We start from the raw sequence: 19,865 nt of genomic DNA, 5'->3' as shown, positions 1-19,865 counted from the left end.
ATTTATGGCAGTGGCCAGATGGCGACTGCCAGGTCTGCAAGCTCCCCAGAACGCTGGGTGACTTCTATGAACCTGAAATGGGGCTTGCCCACCAGATCTTGTGTGATCTTGAGTGCCGACTTCCTGTAGGCTGCTTTCTTTGCTGCAAAGGGATTGTTGGAGGCTGCTATGTTCAATGGGCCGGAAAAGATGGTGAGGTTTCCGATGCGCGACACATACTGAGGGTGTTTAGCTTCGGCACCTTCTCCAAGGTAGGTGATCCAGTCCCCAAACTCATCTCTGTCCTTCTTGGACTTGATCTTCTGCGGGATGATGTGTTCAACATGTACTTCCGCAGCTCCCAGTACATTCAGTTCGTCAAACTGCCCTTGCTTGGACAGCTCGATTTGCTCAAGGCAGAACCGCGCTCGGTCAATAACGGTGCCTGTGAATTTGGTCTCTGAAAACTCAGTCCGAAACTTTTCATCGCTTGGACATAGCTCTCGGTAGGCCTTGCGAGTTGCCTCACCAGGGTTCCTAGGGTTCACCGAGCAAAGCCTGGCAAACAAGGCCTCCGTTTCGTTTGATCGCTCACGGCAAATGTGGCGCCTCAAGACGAAGCTCTCCGTTAACCTTAAAACTTCGAGGAATACCTTGTCCTGGCAGCCTCCTGCGCGAAGGTGCATCAAGAACCCGTACGTTTGAACGGCCTTGATCATCTTCAAGTTCCGCAGGTGGCGATTCGTCTTTTCGTCGGTTGTTTTGACCAAGACCAGCTCGCCGTAATGCTTGGCCCGGAGAACCAACTCCGACAAAAATGTGGTGAATTCGACCTTCGTTGTCTTCGCGGATTTAGTCGAGTCGAGTATTTCCACGGTACCTTGCCTGGCGTCGACCAGTTCTTCACCATCTGTATCCTCTGACTCTTCGACCTCCGTGTATAGATGCCTTTCAGGAAGGGCAGAGGCCTCTGCCACCCGCTCCATAAACACCTTTTTGAAAACTGGAACCACGTTTGCAGCAGTGAGGCGTGTTTGCTCCAAGGACATCAGGTAGTACCGGAAGAATGCATCCGAGTTTGTACCGTCGAGGTTCAGTATGAGAGCAGCCCAGCTCTTGCGAGCAGCCTGTAAGGACTCATCGCTGAAACGGGCAGCGTTTCCAAGAAGAAAATTCTTGATGATATCGGTGGGGCTGAGTCGGAGGCCCCGGTTATTGATCGTCTCAAACAATTTAAAGGCGTCTTTCGCCTCGCCGACATCAAGCCTGATAACGATAGCTTGATTCTGCAGTCGATACAGGAAGATGCCCAGGTCTTTTAGGCTCTGGCTAGCAATCCATTTTCGAATCGTTTCGAATGCTGATTTCAGCTGTAGATTCTTGAACTCCTTCGTCTCGTCATTCAGGACTAATCGATCAAACTCGTCCGAATCAATTGAGTCCAACGAGACCTTTCGGACAGGCTTGCCACCCATAGGCTTTGCAGTCAACAAGCGCGCAACCTCGGCCGCTTCATCGGCTTCGCCTTTTTCAAGTAATCTCTGTCTTATGCACTCGAGCAGTATGGACACTGTGGTCAACCGCTGTTGCCCGTCTACGAGTTCAAGTTTGTTGAGTCCAGCAGTGTGATGACTAGCCAAGCACACAATGCTACCAAGCAGGTGCGTATCCGCATTCTCGATCAACTTGATGTCATCGATCAGCTCCCAGATCTGGCGATCCTTCCATGAGTACCGTCGTTGGTAGGTTGGAATAACGTATTGCTCGTTGTTGGACCCAAATATTTGATTAATAGATAAGGCGGCTGGGGTGATGATCATTAAGTGTGTCTCAAAAGTTAGATCTCAAAAACCTTCATCACCTCATTGCCCAGGTGATTGATGCCCTTCGCTGCGATGCGATCTGACATGGGCTTGTGCAACCAACGCGATGTGTCGCCGCCTGCGCCCGCAGACCAGCCGTTTTGTCTTTTGGTTGCTCGACTCTGTGCAGGCTCGTGCTCTGATCGGGCGGATTCAGTTGCAGATCAAAGGCGGTGGTCTTGAGGGACTTTTGCTCGCTGCCGATCAGGCACGCGACGCTCTCGGTGAGGGTGCTAGCGATTGAGATGCGCACGCTGAAAATCTCATTTCGGAAAATAGAAGTCGCGACACCACAAATAATCAATAACCGAACGGGCCAACGCGGCTATAGCAAGTAATCCTGCAAGCCTTATTGGGCTCTCCATTGAGCCCACGTATATATCGTTGGCGACCAAATAGGCCAAGACTACAACAATAAACACGAAGTTTATGATTGTCCATTTCGCTTCCGCTGACAGCTTCGAGCCAGATGATGCGCCAAAAGAAGTAAACAGTCCCCAGACCACGTCGACAGTCAATACACCGATGAGTAGCCATGCAAAATCAGATGGCTTCTTCAACAGCTGCGATAGAGCCAAGAAGACCAATGCATGCATAAATAATAATGCAAAGTCGATAATTAGGGCGCTTCGGCTAACATGGGCATTTTCATTTTCGATATAGACATCATCCAAGTGGCGAAGCGCACCATGAAAGAAGGGAAATAGCGTAGCCAAAAATGCGACAAACAAAAGCATAGAGACGCCGCTGATCGATGTTAATCCTGCATTAATATCGATCGTGCTGATGACTGCAACCGAGAGGGCGGCAGCAATCACTACGGTATATAGATTGGCCAGGCTTCGAATTGAATTTTCCATCCCCTTTTTATTCATTTTATTATTTCCTTGCGGATACCCACTGGTAGAGCTCTTGGATGGAGTAGAAAACAGGTTTGCCGAGTCTTTCAAAGGTGGCTACCTCAGCATCCGCGCCCGAGGAGACGCACTCTTTATAGTCCAGACCATTGACATTGATCTCAGCATTGAGACGAAGGCAGCAGTCGTATAGCCGCAGCATCGCTTGGTCGTAGTCAATCCAATCCTGGTATGGACGCGGATACACGATGTGTTGGAAGTGTGTCCAAAGTGGCGCGACCGGTAGGACTCTTTTTTCGGTGAGCAGTTGGTCAAATATCTTGCATTGAAAATGTGCATTGAGAACTGGGTCACCTTTTGAGTACGGGGAAGCGATAAAGACCGTGGGCAACAAGGCCAGTTCAGATTTCATATCTTGAATACCTTCATGACCTCATCCCCCAGATGATTGATGACCTTCACTGCGATACGACCTGACTTGGGTTTGTCGAACGGGCGCGAGGTGTCGCTATTGAGCGTGTCCCAAGCTTCTTTGTCGATCTCGGCTTTGAGTGTGGTTTTCAGGGCGGTGTAGGGATCGTTGGCGCCCAGAAAGTAGGCGTGGCGGACGAAGAAGCTCTCTTCGTTGTAGTCGGTGTCTATGAACCAACAGGCGATGCCGTCGGCGCCGTCGCTGATCACCTCGCCTGTTTGGGGTTTGAAGACATCCACACCATTCACTTTGACCACCAGTTTTTCACCTTCGACCACTGGGTAGGTCTCTTTGCCGGCAGTGACAACCTTCAGGCTCTTGCCTTTGGTGTTGAGGATGTCGATGTCGGGCTCGCCAAAGATCACGAACAGGTTTCCTTTGCCGGTGTTCTTCAGGTCTTCGGCCATGTGCAGGTCGGCGTTCATGCGCGCCTTGAGCACGGGGATGCGCCCCAAGTTGGAGAACTCGGTGGCGTGAGCTTCGTAATTAAAGGCGCAAGCAATCAACACATCAAAGCCAGCATCGCCGCACTCGCGAGCAGCCTCAACCAAATCGCTTCGCTGCACAGTACCGAATTCGGAGCCGATGAAGATGCCGGCACGCTTCTCTACGTCGCCTTCCATGTAGAGGCCTACGGCGCACACTGCGCCCTTTCCTGGCCATGGGTTGATTGTGGTGAACGTGATTCGGTCGGCTTTGTGAGCCTGTTGCACACCCGCGGCCTTGAGGTTGTCCAGAATCATCTGGGGGAACGACTGTTTGGCTTCGTACTCGCCTCGTTCTTTTTGAGCCGTCTGCGGGTCGATCAGCTCGTCGTTTTCGTCCACACCCAACATGCGGTGTGGGCTGAGCGATTCCACTGTGAAGGGCCCTGCCACGCGCACGGCCTTCTTGTTGTCGTAAGGCTTGTCAAAGAGGTATTCAACTTCGGCTTTGGCGGCGATGGAGGCGTCGATCTCTTTTTGACGGGCAATTCGGGCCTGCCACCATTCGGCGTGTAGCTTCGCTTGCTCCTCAGGCCATGGGTCCACCGGACGCTCGGGCAGTGTCGTCAGCGTATACGCACGCTTCAAGCTGTGATTGATGGCCTGTAGGCTCTCTGTCGTCCTGCCTGGATTCGCATCCTTTTTCAAGATCTGTTCTGCTTTGATCGCATGGAAAATCGTTTGGGTGGCTTTGTCCCAGGCATCTTCCGCCTCACGAGGAACTTCCCACTCCTGCCAACTGACTCCGCGAGCGGCGTTCAGCTTCTCGCGCAGCGGCTCTAGCGTGGCTTGCCACTTTTCCCAGATCACGTCGATCTCGGCGTTGTTGGCGATGGATTTCAGCGTGATGTGCGGCACGCGCTCATAAACAAAGCCTTGGCGGATATTGCCCTGTGTCGGCTGGGTGCTTGGTGCCGTGCGGGTGACCTCACCTTCCTTGATCTGGCCTTCAATCGTGTCGGCCAACAGGTAGAACGGATAACGTGCGCCCATGATGCGGGCGCGCGCCAAAGCGAGAGCTACGCGTGAGGTGTCGATGGTGACCCACCGGCGGCCCCACTGCTCGGCGACGTTAGCTGTGGTGCCGCTCCCGCATGTGGGATCGAGGACGAGGTCTCCAGGGTCGGTGCACATCAACATGCACCGTTGAATGACTTCGGGAGCGGTCTGAACAACATAGACTTTTTTGTCGCCAGTGAATCCGCGATCCCCCATTCCCAACCAAACGTTGTTTAGCGGTGTACCAGCTACTTCGTCGATGTAGCGTTTCCACTCAACACGTTCCCCGCGTTGAATAATTCTCCCAGCATTTGCAAGACGTATTAGTTTTGATACATCCTGTCCTGTCGACCAATGCCTACCTGCAGCGGGATAGTATGGCTTGCCTTTAAACCAAAACGGCTCTTGCTTATGATTCGGTGCGTCTTGTGAAATGAGTGGCTGGTCGTCGAAGAAATCGAAACCATCAACCGAGCCGATCTTGATTTCATTCTGAGTGGCTACTCGCCATTCTGTTCGGTCTTTCCGATCGAGAAGGATGTATCCGGTAGCCCCTGCTTGTCCAGGCTTTTTGGGAGTTTTTAAATCGCGATACTTGAGGGAACTTTTCTTCTTTGAGAACCAGATTATAAAGTCAGTTACGTTACTGAATGAGTCTGGCGCAAGTCCTTCGGTTTTTGTGAATGTGATCATGCTGACAAATTGATCTTCACCAAACACCTCATCCATCGCAGCCCGCACTCGGTGCACATTCTCGTCCCCAATCTGCACAAAGATCGATCCCGATTCCGTCAGCAAATCCCGCGCTACCGTTAGCCGGTCGCGCAGATAAGTCAGGTACGAATGGATGCCATCGCGCCAAGTGTCCCGAAATGCTTTGACTTGCTCCGGCTCACGGGTGATGTGGTCAGCGTTGCCGTCCTTTACGTCCCGACTGGTGGTGCTCCACTGAAAATTGCTGTTGAATTTGATGCCATAGGGCGGGTCAAAATAGATGCATTGCACCTTGCCGCGCAGGCCTTCGCGCTCGGCCAGGCTGGCCATGACCTGCAGGCTATCGCCCAAGATCATGCGGTTGGTCCAGTTCTGATCGTGCTGATAGAACTCGGTCTTGTCTGCGCCCTTCGGGATGCCGTTGAAGTCTGAAAACAGGTCGGCGGTGGTTTGACCTTCGTCGTGCTCGCGCTCTTTGCTGGTGCGCAGCAGGTCGTCAATCAGAGCCTTGGGGTGCACCTTTTCCTGGATGTAGAGCGGTGGCGCGTTGACGACAAGGTCGCTCCAGTCTTGCTCGTCTTTGCCGCGCCAGACCAACTGGGGGTCTAGATCGGTATTGCGCGGGTAGCGTATTTGCTTGGGCGCAGTTTGCTCTTGCGTGGCAATGGACTGCTGCTCCACGGAAGGGATGTTTTTACGCTTGGCTTCGTCGTGGGTGAGTGTCTCGACCGATTTGGATGCTGCGGACTTGGTAGGTTTTTTGGTGGCCATGCTTAAACGTTCCCTGTGGCGGCCTTCCTGGCAGCGATCTCAATGAGTTGGGTGAATTGCGCGTCGACTTTGTCTTTGAAGTCGGCTTCGATTTGGTACACCTCGGTGAACTCGGCGAAGGCCCAGCGACCTTGAGTACCGAGGTGGTTGACGCCGGGCACCCAATAGGTGTCCATGGTGGATTTTTTCTCGATGGCGTCCTCACCTCGGTAGCCTTTGATCTCGACCACGAGATGCAAAGGGTCCTCGGCTCCATGACCATCATCGACCAGCACGATGAAATCGGGCAGGTACTTGCGCATGGTGGAGCCAAACCGGTAGGGCACCTCCAGCCCCAGGTTGTGGTTTTTGGCGTAGGCCAACACCTTGGGGTGCGATTCGGCCACGCGGCAAAACTCGGCTTCCCAATCGCTGTCCAGAATCACCCAGTTGAGGTGGCAGTGCTTGGAGCTGGTCTCCCAGCGGCTGGTCTTGGAGGTGTTGAAGCGAACGTTCTTGGTGGAGCCGGTGGGGTTGTAGGCGTCCAGCAAGGCCTTGATAGGGCGCTCGCCTAGGAACTGCCGGGTGATGGCTGCGGTGATTTTGTTGCAGGCCATGTCGGCTAGCTCTTGGTACATCAGCAGAGCGGGATAGGTTCCGCCTTTGCAAACCAGGTATCTTGGATTGCCATCGTCATCCACTGCGTCGAGCCACTCTTTGACGATGCGTTTGAGTTGCCCAAAGAGGTGAAGCTTGGGGGCCTCGCCGGGGTCTCGCCACTTGGTATAGAGCAGCCTTTGGGTCAGCTGGAACAGCAGGGTGGACGGTCGCATGTCACCCAGATGCTCTAGGCTCATGTCGGCACCTTCACCGATGATGCCGGAGTTGCGGGTGATGGATGGCCCCACCAGCGCGGGGCTTAGGGTCAGCACAGACTCGTCGTTGAAGCTGGCTGCCAGGCGCTCTTCAGGCAGCTCCACACGGTAGCCTTCCACTCGGGGGAACGTGATCTCAAGGGCATCTCGCTCGGGGCGAATGGCTTTGACCTGCACCGTTTCGCGCGGAGGCTGGGGCGGGCCAATGACGGGCTTGGCTGTGAAGTTGAAGGGGATGCCAAAGACATCGGCGTATTCGACATTGAACAAGCCGACATCATTCACTTCGTAGGACTGGCGCCGAAGGGCGCGGCCGATGACCTGCTCACACAGCAACTGCGTGCCAAAGGCGCGAATGCCAAGCACGTGGGTCACGGTGTTGGCATCCCACCCCTCGGTGAGCATGGAGACCGAAACCACGCAGCGGATGGATCCGCCGAGTTGCCCGGCTTTGCCCACGGTGTTCATCACTTCGCGCAGCAGCTCCTGGTCGGTGATGTTGTCGCCGGATCGCGCGTCGCCGCTGCGTTCGATGATCTCGCGGCGAAACTGGGCAATTTCATCAGCGGCCATGCCGCGGAAGTTGTCGTCCAACGCATCGCCTGCCTCCAGTTGTTCGCTGTCGATCAGCAAGGTATTGGGGCGCGGCAGGGGGTTGCCGGTGGTTTCGTCGAAGTTTCGAAACAACGCCAGGCGGCCGTTTTCCAGCGTGGTGGTGTCGTCTTCGTTTTTGCGGTGGAAGCCAGACACAAAGTCGTAGACCAGTTTGGAGATCGCGGTGTTCTGGCAAACGATGATGAAGCAGGGCGGGACCTTGATCCCGTAATCTTCCCAGAGCTTGAAAGTCTTTTCGTAGTGGCCGTAGAGAGCCAGCAGCGCAGTTTGCAGGCGCAGGGGGAGCTTCAAAGGGTCAAGCTCGCCACCGGTGCCTCGGCCCTTCTTGGGCATGTCTTTGCGGATGTGCTCCCAGAGGTTGCGAAACACGGGCATCTCGTCGCCGGTGATGTTCTCGGCCACCGGCACCCGGGGCAGCTTGACGATGCCGCATTCGATGGCATCCATCAGCGAAAAGTCACTCATCGTCCATGGGAACAGAGTGCCTTCAGCGTAGCCGGAGCCACTAAGGAAGAAAGGCGTGGCAGACAAGTCCATGACACGGGCGACACCCAGCTTGCGGTTGACAGCTTCAAGTCCCGAGATCCATAGGCGGGCGGCCTCGTTGTTCTTGTCAGCTTCTTTCTTCTCATCGCCCTTGAGGACTTCGTCATCTTCGGGTGTGGGTTTCTCGCGGTAGCAATGGTGGGCCTCGTCGTTGATGACCATGATGTTTTTCATACCCATCAGGTCAGGCATGACGCGCTGGAGCATCTGGCCCTCTGTCTCTTGTGTGAAAGGGGCATCACCTGTGCGACCTTGAAGCAGTTGGCGTCCGCCTTTGGAGAGCTCAATGCGCTCACGCATCTTGAACGCGTGGTAATTGGTGATGACGATCTTGGCGCGGCTCATGTCGTCGAGCATGTCGCTGGGCAGCAGCTCACGGTCTTTGTAGTAGCTGTTGGGATCGTTGGGCTGCAGGACGCGCAGACGGTCTTTGATGGTGAGACCGGGGGCGCAGATCAAAAAACCACGGGTGAAGTGCTTGCTGGTGGGGCGGCGCACGGCGTTGATCGTCTGCCACGCAATCAACATAGCCATGACAGTCGTCTTGCCAGCCCCGGTGGCCAATTTCAACGCGAGGCGCATCAATTCAGGGTTGGCGTCTTTGTTGGCGCTGGCCAGGTGGTCAAGGAGCGACTTTCCCGCTTTTGACTGAGGCGCGACTTCCGTCAACCAGATGGCGGTTTCAGCCGCTTCGACCTGACAGAAAAAGGGGCGCACACCACTGAACTTGTGATGCCGCCAGTGCTGCAACAACCGAGCTGTTTCCGGTGTGACTTGCCATTGGCTGGGGTTCGGCAGGCTGCGCCAGGTATCGACGGCCTGACGCACCTGGTTGATGATGGAGGTGGGGTCGTATTGCTGCTCAGCCGTTGACAAGCTTGAGCCTTCGTCAAACAGCATCTCGCCTTGCTGAACCGCCTTCTTGCGCTTCTTCGGCTTCGGGATCGGGGTGATGAACTCCGCGCGCCTACGGGTTTCAAGAATCTGCTGGGTTGGCTGGCCATCACCGTCGAGCTCCCAATGCCTTGAAGGGCAGTCGTACGGAGAATTCAGAATGGGATGATCGAAAAACGGGTTTGACATGGCGGCCTGGCAGTCTGATTAAATGACTTGCGAAGCCAAATTATGTCGCCCTGACGCATGTGTTTGAGACGCAGCATTACTTAGATCGGACAGTTGAATCTGCCCCATCTGGATAAATTTTTTCATCATCTTCCCTGAAACTGAATGGTTGCTTTTGCTCCGTAGTCTATGCGTGGGATCTGGGGAGTCTAAAAGGGCACACAGGCACCGCCCCTTCCAAAGGAATTTGTTTGACAGGATTCAAGGATCGTGCGTAGTGAGCGCGGCGGCGGGTGCCTGCATGACAAGGAAGGGGTGTGGGTTCGACGCACAGGATTTCGAATCAGATCTCCACGGGGTGGGGAGCTCACGAATAGAAAAGTGCTTTGGCGACACAAGGCGCAGGGTGGCGGCTTCGCTTGCGCGCTGAATGCACCCCGAAGGCCAACTCTTCAATGAGCTGCTGGCGGTAGGCAGAAGACGGCACACACCGCTATAATTTTACCATGCGAAATTTAGACCACTCCCTGACCGCCAGGCAATTGCGCTGGGTGGACGAGTTTCTGGTGGACGGCAACGCCACCGCCGCTGCCGTTCGGGCTGGCTACAGCGAGAGATCCGCCCGATCCATCGCCCACGAGAACATGACAAAACCTGCCTTGCAGGCGGTTTTGTCGGAAAGACGTGGAGAGGTAGCCAGCCGCCTGCAAATCACGCGGGAAGGGGTGATTCAGGGGCTCCTGGACGCTGTGCATTTGGCCAAGGAGCAGTCCAACCCGGCTGGGATGGTTGCCGGCCTGCGGGAGATCGGGAAGATGCTGGGGTACTACGCGCCGGAGGTGAAGCGGGTGGAGGTTGGACTGAGCGCCACGGCTGAGCGCCAGCGGTTTGAGGCCATGAGCGACGAAGAGCTTCTGTCGCACATTGAGCGGTTGCAGGTAGCCGCTTAGGGGCAGTTCCCCAGCTGCTCCCCGACCGCTGGTGGTTGCCATAGCCAATGTGTGCTGGCGCGCCCTCATCGATAAAAGGTGGAGGGTAGTGGAGGGTAAATTCACAACTTTTCTATGTGTTGTGTAACAGAAGAGTTTGTGTTTTAAACCTCCACCACCCTCCACCGCGTGGCAGTCAGCAGCCGCACTTAACCCCCACATAGAAGTTGCCATCCTTGCGCGAAACTCGTTTGAAGATGGCAGCCAGGTCTCGACCAAAGTTGCCATTGGCCATCGGCCGGTAGCCGTTTCGTTCGCACCAATGCTTGTAGCTCTGATAAGCCTCGCTGGCCTTCGTTTCTAGGAGGGGACCCACGGTGCAGCAGTCCTTTTGCCAAGCACCAATCACATCCATCTCCTCGCGGTAAGCGTCTACCGCATCGCTGATGATTTTCGGTTCTGACAATCCTTTTTTTTGCCAAGCAATGCAGCCTTTGATTGCCCAGTTGAGGATGCCTGGCAATTCGGCGCGCAGCTTGATCTGCAATTGAGCGTCTTGTTGCGCCTTTGGTATGGTGACCGTGAAAGGGATCAACCGCACGCGCCGCCAGATACCGTCGTCGCGGCCCCGGATCACTGGCTTGTGGTTGCCAGCGACGAAGAGCTTGAACTTTGGCATGTACTCAAAAAACTCCTGGTAGTGAAAGCGGGCTGAGAGCCGTTCGCCACCCGTCATCTGCTTCACCAGCGCTTCCGCAAGCAAGTTACCGTCTTCGACCTCGTTGGCGATCACGGCACGCACGTTCTGCAGGCGAGCAATGTCGTTGGTGCCGCCAGACTTCTTGACCATCAACGTTTCTGACGGTGTTTGACAAGCCAAATCACTGCCGAGTACTTCTTTGACCACATTGAGAAAAACGCTCTTACCGTTAGCCCCCCCGCCGTAAAGAAAGAACAGGCATTGCTCTTCTGTCAAGCCTGTCAGGGCATAACCGACAACGCGCTGCAGGTAGTGCATCAGCGTCTTGTCACCGCCTGTGACTTGGTCCAAAAACGCCAGAAACTGTGGGCAAGTGGCTTTGGCATCGAAGACTACCAGGCTGTGCCGTGTGATCAGTTGATCACGCTGAGCTTCCTGCAGCTTACCCGTGCGCAGATCAATCACACCGTTGGCGACTCCCAAAAACATGTCGTGACTGTCAAGCTGGTCGACGTCCACGACGAGCTCTGGCAGACTGCGCGCGAGCTTCAGGGCCGCTTCAAGGTTGGCAGCTTTCAGGCTGGAAGTAGCGTGCTGGCGGACGCGTTTTTGCAAGCCGTCGTCGTTGACCACATCGGCCTCTTTGAAGATGTCGCGTGCGACCTGCTTGGCAAGCTCCATGACCTTGCCCATACCGTCACGGCGCCAGCGCAAGCCGTCCCACACGTACCAGCCACGGTTGGGTACGTAGATGACCTCGCCCACGTGGCGAACGCCAAAGCGCATGGCGTTGCCTGTGTCGTTGAGTGACTGGATGACGTCGTCAGGACTGGCTGCGGGGTAACGCATGATGCTGGCGGCAATCGCAGTGACCTCACTTGCATCCAGGGGCGGTTCACACCGGATAGCGTTTTCGGACTGCAAGGCTGCCTCGATGGACACTTTACTCATGCCCTTGCGCCGCATGCTGCCCGCCAGACTGGTCAGCGTATTGTTTCGGCCGAATTCAGGAATGGGGCCGTCATGGCGGGCAGCGGCTTGACCGTTGGTCGATGACCCCACCCCTTTTTGACGTCGTTTGGCGCCTGGCAGTTTCTGGGCGTCAAGGTTGAGCCCGTTGACGATGGTGAGAACAGGGCGAGGTGTTACCTTGGGCTGTGGCGGCGTGATGGAATCGACCAGCATGAGTTTGCTGCTCATTTCTTGGCCTCCAACTGGACCAGACGGGTCATGAAAGGTTCGCTCTTCTGATGCCAGAAACCGGGCAAACGCATCACGCGGGGGAGGTCACACACCTTGGGGTCACCTTTGAACTTCGCTGCGATTTGTTGCTGCCGCAGTTTGAAATCAGCCCGCGCGCAGTCGTTGGTCAGCCAATAGGCGTGCCAGCGGTTGGGGCTGCTTTCCACGACGATGTCTGGGTCGTGAGCGTCGAGAACAGGTTGCAGTGGCGAGCCATCCAGGTCGACCCACAGGGCGCGGACACTTACGACATTCTTTGTAGTGCGACAAGTCGCGCTGTCAGCGTGAATGACGCCATCACCCTCGTTGACCATGACGAATACGCCAGCACCTTGCTGCTGCAGCCGGGACAGTTTCGGCAGGTGCTGATCAAGCGTTCCGTGGAACACCCGGGCCAAACGGCCATCCTTGCGGTTACCGTTGTCATCAAAGGTTTGGAAGGTGAATGCGTCATCAGCACCCAGCAAGTCCAGGAAGTGATTTGCCTGGGTGATGTCAGGCGTGAGTACGTTGCTCATGATTGGCATCCTCCGCTGGTGAGTGCGACATGGAACTCAGTAGGTGGCACAGAGAGGGCGACCAGCAGCTGCGACTCGACCGGTGTGCGGTGCTCCGGCGAGTAAGTGAAATGGGTGTCGCCAGCGAAGGCTCGCTGGATGCAGCCGACTTTTCGGCCGAGCGCCACGGCCTCACCGAAGAGTTCATGGATCTCCTCTGTAGGGTCTTCGAGGTCCTTGAGCAGGACGTCGAGCAACACCTGAAAGCGGCTGGTGACAGGGCCGGTGTCGTGTTTCAGTAGGGTGATCATTTCGCGACCCCCGTGACACGCTTGAGCTCACTGACAGGCCATGCAAGTCGGCCTGAGATGCGGAGGGGTTTCACGGCGCCGTCCTGATAGACAGCCCAGCAGCGCAATGTCTGGGGGCGGCGGTTCAGGTAGAAGGCCGCGGCGGCAGTTTCCACGGTAGGGCGGGTGACAGATTCCAGCGGTGGGAACTGCCCGGAGGGCAAAGTTGACATGTTGAGACTCCAAAACAACAGCTCAAAATGGCGTTGAATGGAGCCCCATTCTTAGTAATTTTTCTCGACGGACAAATGCCGGAGAACCTCCCGAGTAACTCCTGATAAACATCAGAGGATCAGTCAGTTTGATTGGCCTCGCTTTTCATCATGCGACCCATTCCGCGATCAAGCGCGCTTGCAGGAGCGGACTTTTCCAGCTTGTTTTTTGCCCGCGCCCATTCCAATGCTTTCGCCTCGTTCCAGCCACGAGCGCCTGCTTTGGCCACGGAAAGACCATTTGAGCTGGCGTCACTGATATCGCCTTCTATGGTGGGCCAGATTGCCTTGTGCTTCGCAATCATGCTGGCCCGGTTTAGAGGGACGGCAGCTGCTACTTGCTCGGTACTTGCTGCCAACAAAGTTGCTTGGGTGGATGTGTCAAGGCCATCCACCAGTGCGCAGTAACCATTTTTGCGGAGCCAAGGGATCAGGCTTGAGACCAAGACATTGGTGCTTGTGCACGGCTTCTGCACGCCAGAGGGTACGCTCAGGAGGTCGCCGGTAGTCAAGGACGAAGTCAGTGCGCGTTCTTCCAATGACGTATCGAGGGGAATGCCATATGGGCTCTCTGGGTCATCGGGATCTTGAACGGTGACATCTGCCAGCGCTCGCGGGTCAACGCCATGCATCAATACCGCAATTTCATGGACAGTCAATGACGACAAGAGCCTCCAATCTGTGTAGTTCGGAGTAACGCCCGTCATTTAGATTTCTCCAAGATGGAGTTGCTGCCTGGCGCAATCATCCCGGGACAAAACCATGGCTATCAGGCGTGCGCAGCCTGATCCCGGCCTTCAATGGCCATGCGGGCAATGAAGCCTGAGCGGGTCTCGCCCGTGCTCTTGGCGCGAGCATCCAGGCGGTGCAACACGCGGCGCGGCAGGCTGATGTTCACGCGCTCCAGCGTGTCGTCCAGCATGGCAGGATCTACCTTCACCAATGCCCATGTCCACCCTTCAAATTCGGGGTGCATGGCGCGCAGTTCTTCGATGTGCGATGGCGACGGAATCGCTTGCCCGTCATCAAGGGCTGCTTCAATCCAGCCGGTGATGGCATCTTCGGCCTGAATCATGGCCTCTTCCTGAGTGTCGCCTGCTGAAAAGCAGCCTGGTAGGTCGGGCACCACCACACCCCAAGCGGTGGCATCGGTTCCAGGTTCAATGACGATCGGATAGCGCATGGCGAGTACCTCTCAAATTCCGGCTTGCCGCCGAATGGCCTTGACCAGACCGAGCCCCAAGTCTTTCTTTGGGTGCGGCACCACGACGATGCCGGAGCGGGTCGGGTGCTTGTAGATGTGGTGCGAACCGTTCACCCGGTCAAGCTGCCACCCCACACGCTGCATTTCGCGTATCAGATCAGCGCTGGTCATTGGTGTGTATGATACACATTCGCTGAGATTTCGGCAAGCCGACTGCCTTTGAAGGCGCCCTGCGTCACGAACCTACCACATGCAATCTGCCCGGTTCTGCCTCGGGGTCGAACTGCACACCTGCCAGCTTCAGCGTGTGCACCTCAATCAGTGTGAGAAAAGGCCGAAGGGCATCAACACTGCGCGGCCTGTAGCCCTCGGCTGTCGCGCTGGGCTTATGGCCCATCACCTGGGCGATGGCACCAGCGGGCGCGCCGGCAGCCTCCCCCAGCAGCGAAAAGGAACGGCGCAGCCCGTGAATGGTCAGGCCATCGATTGACGCGCTTTGCAGGGCTTTAGCGTGACTGGCGCGGGTGTCGGCAATGCGGCCCGATTTGCCCGTGCTGGCGAAAACAAATTCATTGATGCGCGGCAAGGTCGCCAGCAGTTGCGCCAAGTGGGGCGTCAAGGGGATGGTGCGGGTGTCCTCCACCTTGTCGGCAATGGTCAGCTTGCGCCACTGAAAATCCACATCTGCCCACTTCATCGCAGCCAGTTCTTCGCGGCGGGCACCTGTCAGCAGCAGGGCGCGCAGGTAGACCGATGCGGTGCGGTTGCTCAATTGCTCAACGCCGGCCCACCATCCGGACACCTGTGCTGCCTCAAGGGCATCAGTTCGGCGGGTGTTGCTGGGCAGCCTCTCCACGATGGCGGCCGCGCGGCCAGCGTCTCTGTCGGTGAGCTTGCGGTACTCGGGGCGGGCGCTGCACCAGCGCAGGAAACCCCGGAACATCATCAAAGCTCGAGTGGCTTGATGCTTGCCCTTCACCGCCTCGCTGTCGAACCAGATTTTCAGGCTGTCCTCGTTCACATCGGAGAGCGGCAGCGCCAGCAGCGGATACAGCGGCCCCGGACGGGTGACACCCTTGCCGCGTTTCTTGTCCAGGCCACCCGGCGCGGCCATCGCTTCAAGATCTGCCCGATAGCCCGGCTTCCACGCGTCTTTGCGCTTGGGTTTTCCATTGGCAAGGTACAGAGGCCACACCTCGCCCACCGTTAGGGCCTTGGCGGTCGCTTCGGCTTGCTTGGCGGCCGATGCGGCCAGTGCCTCACGCTTCAAGTCGCGGGGGTCTTTGCCTTCGTCAATCAGGCGTTGCAGTTCGCGGGCCTTGGCCTGGGCGTGCGGGATAGTCCAAGCGGCGGGGCTTCCGATGGTGAGGCGCAGGTCTTTGCCTTGGTAGACGCTCTGAAACACATAGGCGGGCTTCCCGGCAGGCGTAGTGCGCAGCCCCAGCCCCGGCGCTGTGGCGTCCCACAGAAACGCTTGCTTCTTTTCGGGCGGGCAATTGAAAGCCGATACCCGGCCAGCGGTGAACGGAACCTTTGCCATGCTGTTGAGCCCTTGAGCGTCTTACATCGGCCAGGATGTAAGGGCGGATGTAAGACTGTTTTCGAAAAACAAGCGAACTTTAATCAACACAAGGACCGGCTTCCCACCCAGTAAGTAGCTCGTAAGATGTTGATTTATATTGATTATATCGACAAACATCAACACCTCAAAATATTGGGTTCCGATCATTCGTAATGAGAAGGTCGGGTGTTCGATTCATCTCTCCGGCACCAACATATAAAAGCCCCTGACTGTCGTGGTCAGGGGCTTTTCCGTAGCTAGCGTGTAACCCGCTGATTTTGCCCGGTTCCGGGCGGTCGCCTCACAGGCCGAGGTCCTTCACGTACTCGAGCACCTTTGCAAGAAGGTACTGTTGGATGTGGCCAACGCTCATAGAGCTCTGTTGCTCTCTGATCTCGCCTGAGATACCCACTCCAGTGGTGCGCCATGTGGGTTCAACACAGATCAACCGTCCATCCGCAAGATCAACCATCACATCGGGCTGAAGATTGCTGCGCGTGTCGAGTGAGCGCTGCTCAGCAGTAACTTCGGCGGCAACTCCCACCTCTTGCAATGCCTTTTGGATGCAGGCAGACAAAGCCTTGTTGAGGGCTTTGTCCTGCTTCGACGCGAGTTGCTGAACTCGCCTGTACTCATTGGCGGTGCCTTCGCTGGCCGCTCTGATCGTCGCGGCATTGGACGAAGGGGTGCCCGCCAGCAACTGAAAGAACTTTGCCGACTGCATTGCCGAACTCGCATTGGAGGCGGACTCCTTGCGGTTTTGAAGCTTCTCGAGTATCGAATCATCTCCGAAAGCTCTGATCGCGCTGACCGCAACGTTGGGCGTGAGCTCGAACAGCCGAACATCCAAGTGGCGTAGCAAGAATGCGATTTGATGGCGCCGCTGTCGCCAATCACCGAGGTACCCCGTAGTCGTGTCGCTGGCGTCAAGAACAGCAATCATACGATCGATGTCGATCCTCTTTTCTGTACCCTGGGTCAGATTCGCTACTGTGAGACTAAGCTCACGCGTGTCATCGCCGCCAACCAAAATCCAGATGCTCGGAATCCGACGCTCCTTCAACGTGTCCCCGAATTGATTGTTAAGTTCTTGCGACTTGGCCTCAAGTTTGCCGTAGAACTGGCTGATGGTTTCGCTCGTTTGGACCATCGGTTGCACCACCGTCGTTCCTAGGCCAAACGCCTCCAAGCCCTGCCCCGAATTCAGAGACCGCGCAGTGACATCTGCCACCTCGTAATAGGCCGACTTCGGGAGGCCGGTGAATTGGTAAAGGCCCTTCGACGTCTGATCGACGATGCTGTCGCTCCCAACATCCCACGCCGTCGCGCTTATGAGCTGCGCTGCAGCCACGTCGGTGATCGGCCAGATGACCAGCACTCGACCAGCATGCGTCCGAAAAATCCGGCGAATCTCTTCGAAGAATCGGCGCAGTTCATGCGCGTCCAGTTCGGGGTTGTCCCTCTCGAGCAGAACATAGATCTGCCCTTGCACAGGCGCATCGCCACGGGACTTGATCTCTTGCGCGATTTCGCCAAGTGACAACTTGTCGGACAACGGGGTGATATGGGCGCCCGAATAAAAGCGGGGCAGCGTACTAAGAAACGTTGTCTTGCCGGAGCCCGAGGGTCCTAGGAAAAGCTCAAAACGGCCAAGCCCTCCGCTCGATACTTGGCGGATCAGCTGCTCAACTCGAGAAGTGGCCTCTGGAACCTTCCTAACGATTTGGGTAAGGTCTGCCTGTTTCTCGGAAGCCACGTCCTGCAAATATTCAAAGCGCTTTGGGAGAACGAGGGAAGGGAACGTGGTCATGTAGGAGCTCCAGCAATTTCAACCGATTGTAAAAGTTGATCCATTCGGCTCGCGGCGCGCTGGAGCCCATCGGGTGCAACGTGCGCTTGGCGCTCCACCATAGCTTGGGTCTTCCAGCCTCCCAACCGCTGCACCTCGTGGGTTGGAGTGCCCGCCTCCCGGTGCCATATCGCAAATGCGTGGCAGCAGAAGTCTCAATGCCCGCTCGCTTGCGGGCGTTTCGCCACGCCTTGGTGCTGACCTACATGACTGGATAGCCCTCCTACGAAAACACACAGGTGGGGCGGGCACCATGGCGGCGCCGAAGCACCCCAAGCGCGGCGAAATTAGCGGCAAATAGACCATGGCCGTTGCTGACGTCCACTTTGCCGACAGTTGCAACCGTAAGGCGCTACGTCAAGCAAACCGCAACGGCGAAAACGGCCTCATATCCACCCTCGGTACGTTCCCCGTCATCATCGCCGCCAGCAGTTCCCCCATCACCGGCCCCAACTTCAAGAACTCGCCTCTTGGAGTTCCACGAACCCCCGGCACACGGCAGCGAGCTTGTTCCCGTCGGGGTCGCGCACGTAGGCGACATAGAAGTCTTTGCCGTAGTGGGGACGCAGACCCGGCGCTCCTTCGGACTTACCGCCGTGCGCAAGCGCGGTCGCGTGGAATGTCTGCGCCACGAGCCAGGTGCGGGCCTTCAATGCCACCATCAAGCCGTTGCCAGAGGCCGCTTCTCGCTGGTCGAACGGCGCGCAGACCCATAGGGCAAGTTCTGTCAACCCGCCGTTCTTGTAGGTCGAGCCATCCTTGCAGGCATCCGCATTGCCCCGCCGTTGATGCGGAGCTTTATCAGTAGAGGAGCAGCCATGAGCAAATACGGACCCAAGGCGTCGGAGAAGGTTGAGGAAGCCTTGCACGAAATGAAGGAAGGCCAACTCAAGACTGGCACGGGCAGAAAGGTGACCAGCCGAAAGCAGGCGGTGGCCATCGGGCTTTCAGAAGCGCGGGAAGCTGGCGGCAAGGTGCCGAAGCGCAAGGCGAAAAAGACCGCCTGAAAGATACCGACTCAGCTTTCAAAGCTGATTCACGGCGTCTTCCAGCGGGCGGTTTGCCAGGGGCGCGTGTTGCACTTGAGGATGTCGGCCATGTAGGCCAGTGCTGTCGCCTTTTTCTCCAGGGTTTCGGCGGCGGTGCAGTCCTCGGGCGCGTGCACCTTCAGCCCGCGCAAGAACGCATCTGCAGCGGTGAGCTGGATGCAGATGTCGGTGGCGAGGCCGGCGATGATGAGTGAGCGCGCCCCGATCTTGTACAGGAGGATGTCAAGCGGGGTGCCGTAAAAGGCCGAGTGCATGGGCTTGAGCACGGCGAGGTCGCCACGCTGCGGCCGCACCAGGCGCGTCATGGTGGCGCTTGCAGTGCTGCCCTTGCCCAGCTCCCTCACCATGCTGGTGAAGTCCGAGGTCCAGCGGCCGAAGTTGTCATTGGCGAAGATCACCGGAATGCCGTGGGCGCGGGCAGCGCGCGCAAGCTGGCTGGTCACAGCTGCCGCTTCCAGCGCAGGGCCGGTCAGCTGAGGTGCTTCGGGAAAATCCAGGGGATTGATGAAGTCCACCAACAGCAAGGCGTGGCGGCTCTTGGGCAAGCTTGTTTCACGCAACGCCGGTCTCCTGTTTCACCGCGCCCGAGGACGACTTGAGAATGCTGATGTTTCCATCGGCTTCCAGGAAGGCGTACTTCACGTCCTTCAGATCGCAGTCGGCTTCTCGCAGCGCACGCTCTACGTCAAGCAAGGGCACGTGCTCACGTTTCAGTATCTCCGTGAAGAGTCGCCCGTCTCGGCCGATCAGCACGGCCGCGCCTTCGGTCAGGATCTGCATCCAGACACTGCGGCTGGCCATGACCGCCACCACCAGATTGAGCGCGATCAGCGTGGCCACGGAGAGCAAGCTCGCGGTGACCGAAATATCCCCGCCATTGAGCCCGGATCCCGCCACTTCGCTCAGCAGCAGCACCACCAGAAGGTCGAAAGGGGTGAACTGCCCGACAGTGCGCTTGCCGGAGACGCGCATCATGAACAACAGGGCGAGGTAGATGAAGATCGCACGCAGCGGTAGTTCCCACCAGGGTACGGACAGGGTCCACATCAAAGACTC

General features: G+C 56.9%; 18 protein-coding genes. 2 read left to right on the top strand and 16 right to left on the bottom strand.

Annotated elements, in window-relative coordinates:
• Window positions 1-2: 2 nt before the first annotated feature.
• From CAP37_RS03905 to CAP37_RS03880, 5 genes are all read right to left on the bottom strand, one after another.
• Window positions 3-1,799: a DUF262 domain-containing protein gene (locus CAP37_RS03905; protein ID WP_086122967.1), complete on the bottom strand. Its 1,797-nt coding sequence runs from the start codon at window positions 1,797-1,799 to the stop codon at window positions 3-5.
• A 305-nt stretch (window positions 1,800-2,104) separates the two neighbouring features.
• Window positions 2,105-2,716 carry a hypothetical protein gene (locus CAP37_RS03900; RefSeq protein WP_086122966.1) on the bottom strand — a complete coding sequence of 204 codons (612 nt, stop codon included), beginning with the start codon at window positions 2,714-2,716 and terminating at the stop codon, window positions 2,105-2,107.
• A 4-nt stretch (window positions 2,717-2,720) separates the two neighbouring features.
• Window positions 2,721-3,110: a hypothetical protein gene (locus CAP37_RS03895; RefSeq protein WP_086122965.1), complete on the bottom strand. Its 390-nt coding sequence runs from the start codon at window positions 3,108-3,110 to the stop codon at window positions 2,721-2,723.
• Complete coding sequence (locus CAP37_RS21900; protein WP_143435872.1) at window positions 3,107-6,139, bottom strand: site-specific DNA-methyltransferase; 3,033 nt, start codon at window positions 6,137-6,139, stop codon at window positions 3,107-3,109. Before CAP37_RS21900 ends, CAP37_RS03895 begins: the two co-directional genes overlap by 4 nt.
• A gap of 2 nt (window positions 6,140-6,141) precedes the next feature.
• Window positions 6,142-9,237: a BPTD_3080 family restriction endonuclease gene (locus CAP37_RS03880; RefSeq protein WP_086122964.1), complete on the bottom strand. Its 3,096-nt coding sequence runs from the start codon at window positions 9,235-9,237 to the stop codon at window positions 6,142-6,144.
• A gap of 485 nt (window positions 9,238-9,722) precedes the next feature.
• On the opposite strand from CAP37_RS03880, the gene CAP37_RS03875 reads away from it, so the two are divergent.
• Window positions 9,723-10,166: a terminase small subunit gene (locus CAP37_RS03875; RefSeq protein ID WP_086122963.1), complete on the top strand. Its 444-nt coding sequence runs from the start codon at window positions 9,723-9,725 to the stop codon at window positions 10,164-10,166.
• 175 nt (window positions 10,167-10,341) lie between these two features.
• Here the strand turns inward: CAP37_RS03875 and CAP37_RS03870 are convergent, their stop codons facing one another.
• The 9 genes from CAP37_RS03870 to CAP37_RS03830 all read right to left on the bottom strand — a co-directional run bounded on the left by CAP37_RS03870 (window position 10,342) and on the right by CAP37_RS03830 (window position 18,491).
• Window positions 10,342-12,045, bottom strand: coding sequence for a phage/plasmid primase, P4 family (locus tag CAP37_RS03870; protein ID WP_086122962.1), 1,704 nt, complete (start codon window positions 12,043-12,045; stop codon window positions 10,342-10,344).
• Window positions 12,042-12,605 carry a DNA-primase RepB domain-containing protein gene (locus CAP37_RS03865; protein WP_179190124.1) on the bottom strand — a complete coding sequence of 188 codons (564 nt, stop codon included), beginning with the start codon at window positions 12,603-12,605 and terminating at the stop codon, window positions 12,042-12,044. Before CAP37_RS03865 ends, CAP37_RS03870 begins: the two co-directional genes overlap by 4 nt.
• Entirely contained in the window at window positions 12,602-12,895 is a 294-nt protein-coding gene (locus CAP37_RS21455) for a hypothetical protein (protein WP_143435871.1), read from the bottom strand. Before CAP37_RS21455 ends, CAP37_RS03865 begins: the two co-directional genes overlap by 4 nt.
• Window positions 12,896-13,226: 331 nt before the next feature.
• Window positions 13,227-13,853 (bottom strand): hypothetical protein, encoded by a 627-nt coding sequence (locus tag CAP37_RS21450; RefSeq protein WP_143435870.1) that lies wholly within the window; start codon window positions 13,851-13,853, stop codon window positions 13,227-13,229.
• Between the two features lie 62 nt (window positions 13,854-13,915).
• Window positions 13,916-14,329, bottom strand: a complete 414-nt coding sequence (locus tag CAP37_RS03850; RefSeq protein ID WP_086122958.1) for a type II toxin-antitoxin system HicB family antitoxin — start codon at window positions 14,327-14,329, stop codon at window positions 13,916-13,918.
• 12 nt (window positions 14,330-14,341) lie between these two features.
• Complete coding sequence (locus CAP37_RS03845; RefSeq protein WP_086122957.1) at window positions 14,342-14,521, bottom strand: type II toxin-antitoxin system HicA family toxin; 180 nt, start codon at window positions 14,519-14,521, stop codon at window positions 14,342-14,344.
• Between the two features lie 64 nt (window positions 14,522-14,585).
• Window positions 14,586-15,890 carry an integrase family protein gene (locus CAP37_RS03840; RefSeq protein WP_086122956.1) on the bottom strand — a complete coding sequence of 435 codons (1,305 nt, stop codon included), beginning with the start codon at window positions 15,888-15,890 and terminating at the stop codon, window positions 14,586-14,588.
• A 322-nt stretch (window positions 15,891-16,212) separates the two neighbouring features.
• Window positions 16,213-17,721 (bottom strand): ATP-binding protein, encoded by a 1,509-nt coding sequence (locus CAP37_RS03835; RefSeq protein ID WP_086122955.1) that lies wholly within the window; start codon window positions 17,719-17,721, stop codon window positions 16,213-16,215.
• 494 nt (window positions 17,722-18,215) lie between these two features.
• Complete coding sequence (locus CAP37_RS03830; RefSeq protein WP_373271043.1) at window positions 18,216-18,491, bottom strand: VOC family protein; 276 nt, start codon at window positions 18,489-18,491, stop codon at window positions 18,216-18,218.
• Window positions 18,492-18,578: 87 nt separating this feature from the next.
• Between CAP37_RS03830 and CAP37_RS03825 the strand changes: the two genes are divergently transcribed.
• The gene (locus CAP37_RS03825; RefSeq protein WP_086122954.1) at window positions 18,579-18,767 is read left to right on the top strand and encodes a DUF6496 domain-containing protein; all 189 of its coding nucleotides are present in this window, start codon (window positions 18,579-18,581) and stop codon (window positions 18,765-18,767) included.
• A 29-nt stretch (window positions 18,768-18,796) separates the two neighbouring features.
• Here the strand turns inward: CAP37_RS03825 and CAP37_RS03820 are convergent, their stop codons facing one another.
• Complete coding sequence (locus tag CAP37_RS03820; protein WP_086122953.1) at window positions 18,797-19,369, bottom strand: cysteine hydrolase family protein; 573 nt, start codon at window positions 19,367-19,369, stop codon at window positions 18,797-18,799.
• Window positions 19,362-19,856 (bottom strand): DUF421 domain-containing protein, encoded by a 495-nt coding sequence (locus CAP37_RS03815; RefSeq protein ID WP_086122952.1) that lies wholly within the window; start codon window positions 19,854-19,856, stop codon window positions 19,362-19,364. Before CAP37_RS03815 ends, CAP37_RS03820 begins: the two co-directional genes overlap by 8 nt.
• Between the last annotated feature and the right edge of the window lie 9 nt (window positions 19,857-19,865).

The sequence above is a fragment of the Hydrogenophaga sp. IBVHS1 genome, assembly GCF_002127265.1.
Classification (GTDB): domain Bacteria; phylum Pseudomonadota; class Gammaproteobacteria; order Burkholderiales; family Burkholderiaceae_C; genus Hydrogenophaga.
The sequence above is the reverse complement of the archived record's forward strand: the minus strand, read 5'-3'. Positions and strand labels throughout refer to the sequence as shown.

Excerpts from the sequence above, each read along its gene's own strand:
- CAP37_RS03905 (WP_086122967.1), bottom strand. The coding sequence starts at position 1,799 with ATGATCATCACCCCAGCCGCCTTATCTATTAATCAAATATTTGGGTCC.
- CAP37_RS03900 (WP_086122966.1), bottom strand. The coding sequence starts at position 2,716 with ATGAATAAAAAGGGGATGGAAAATTCAATTCGAAGCCTGGCCAATCTA.
- CAP37_RS03895 (WP_086122965.1), bottom strand. The coding sequence starts at position 3,110 with ATGAAATCTGAACTGGCCTTGTTGCCCACGGTCTTTATCGCTTCCCCG.
- CAP37_RS21900 (WP_143435872.1), bottom strand. The coding sequence starts at position 6,139 with ATGGCCACCAAAAAACCTACCAAGTCCGCAGCATCCAAATCGGTCGAG.
- CAP37_RS03880 (WP_086122964.1), bottom strand. The coding sequence starts at position 9,237 with ATGTCAAACCCGTTTTTCGATCATCCCATTCTGAATTCTCCGTACGAC.
- CAP37_RS03875 (WP_086122963.1), top strand. The coding sequence starts at position 9,723 with ATGCGAAATTTAGACCACTCCCTGACCGCCAGGCAATTGCGCTGGGTG.
- CAP37_RS03870 (WP_086122962.1), bottom strand. The coding sequence starts at position 12,045 with ATGAGCAGCAAACTCATGCTGGTCGATTCCATCACGCCGCCACAGCCC.
- CAP37_RS03865 (WP_179190124.1), bottom strand. The coding sequence starts at position 12,605 with ATGAGCAACGTACTCACGCCTGACATCACCCAGGCAAATCACTTCCTG.
- CAP37_RS21455 (WP_143435871.1), bottom strand. The coding sequence starts at position 12,895 with ATGATCACCCTACTGAAACACGACACCGGCCCTGTCACCAGCCGCTTT.
- CAP37_RS21450 (WP_143435870.1), bottom strand. The coding sequence starts at position 13,853 with ATGACGGGCGTTACTCCGAACTACACAGATTGGAGGCTCTTGTCGTCA.
- CAP37_RS03850 (WP_086122958.1), bottom strand. The coding sequence starts at position 14,329 with ATGCGCTATCCGATCGTCATTGAACCTGGAACCGATGCCACCGCTTGG.
- CAP37_RS03845 (WP_086122957.1), bottom strand. The coding sequence starts at position 14,521 with ATGACCAGCGCTGATCTGATACGCGAAATGCAGCGTGTGGGGTGGCAG.
- CAP37_RS03840 (WP_086122956.1), bottom strand. The coding sequence starts at position 15,890 with ATGGCAAAGGTTCCGTTCACCGCTGGCCGGGTATCGGCTTTCAATTGC.
- CAP37_RS03835 (WP_086122955.1), bottom strand. The coding sequence starts at position 17,721 with ATGACCACGTTCCCTTCCCTCGTTCTCCCAAAGCGCTTTGAATATTTG.
- CAP37_RS03825 (WP_086122954.1), top strand. The coding sequence starts at position 18,579 with ATGAGCAAATACGGACCCAAGGCGTCGGAGAAGGTTGAGGAAGCCTTG.
- CAP37_RS03815 (WP_086122952.1), bottom strand. The coding sequence starts at position 19,856 with ATGTGGACCCTGTCCGTACCCTGGTGGGAACTACCGCTGCGTGCGATC.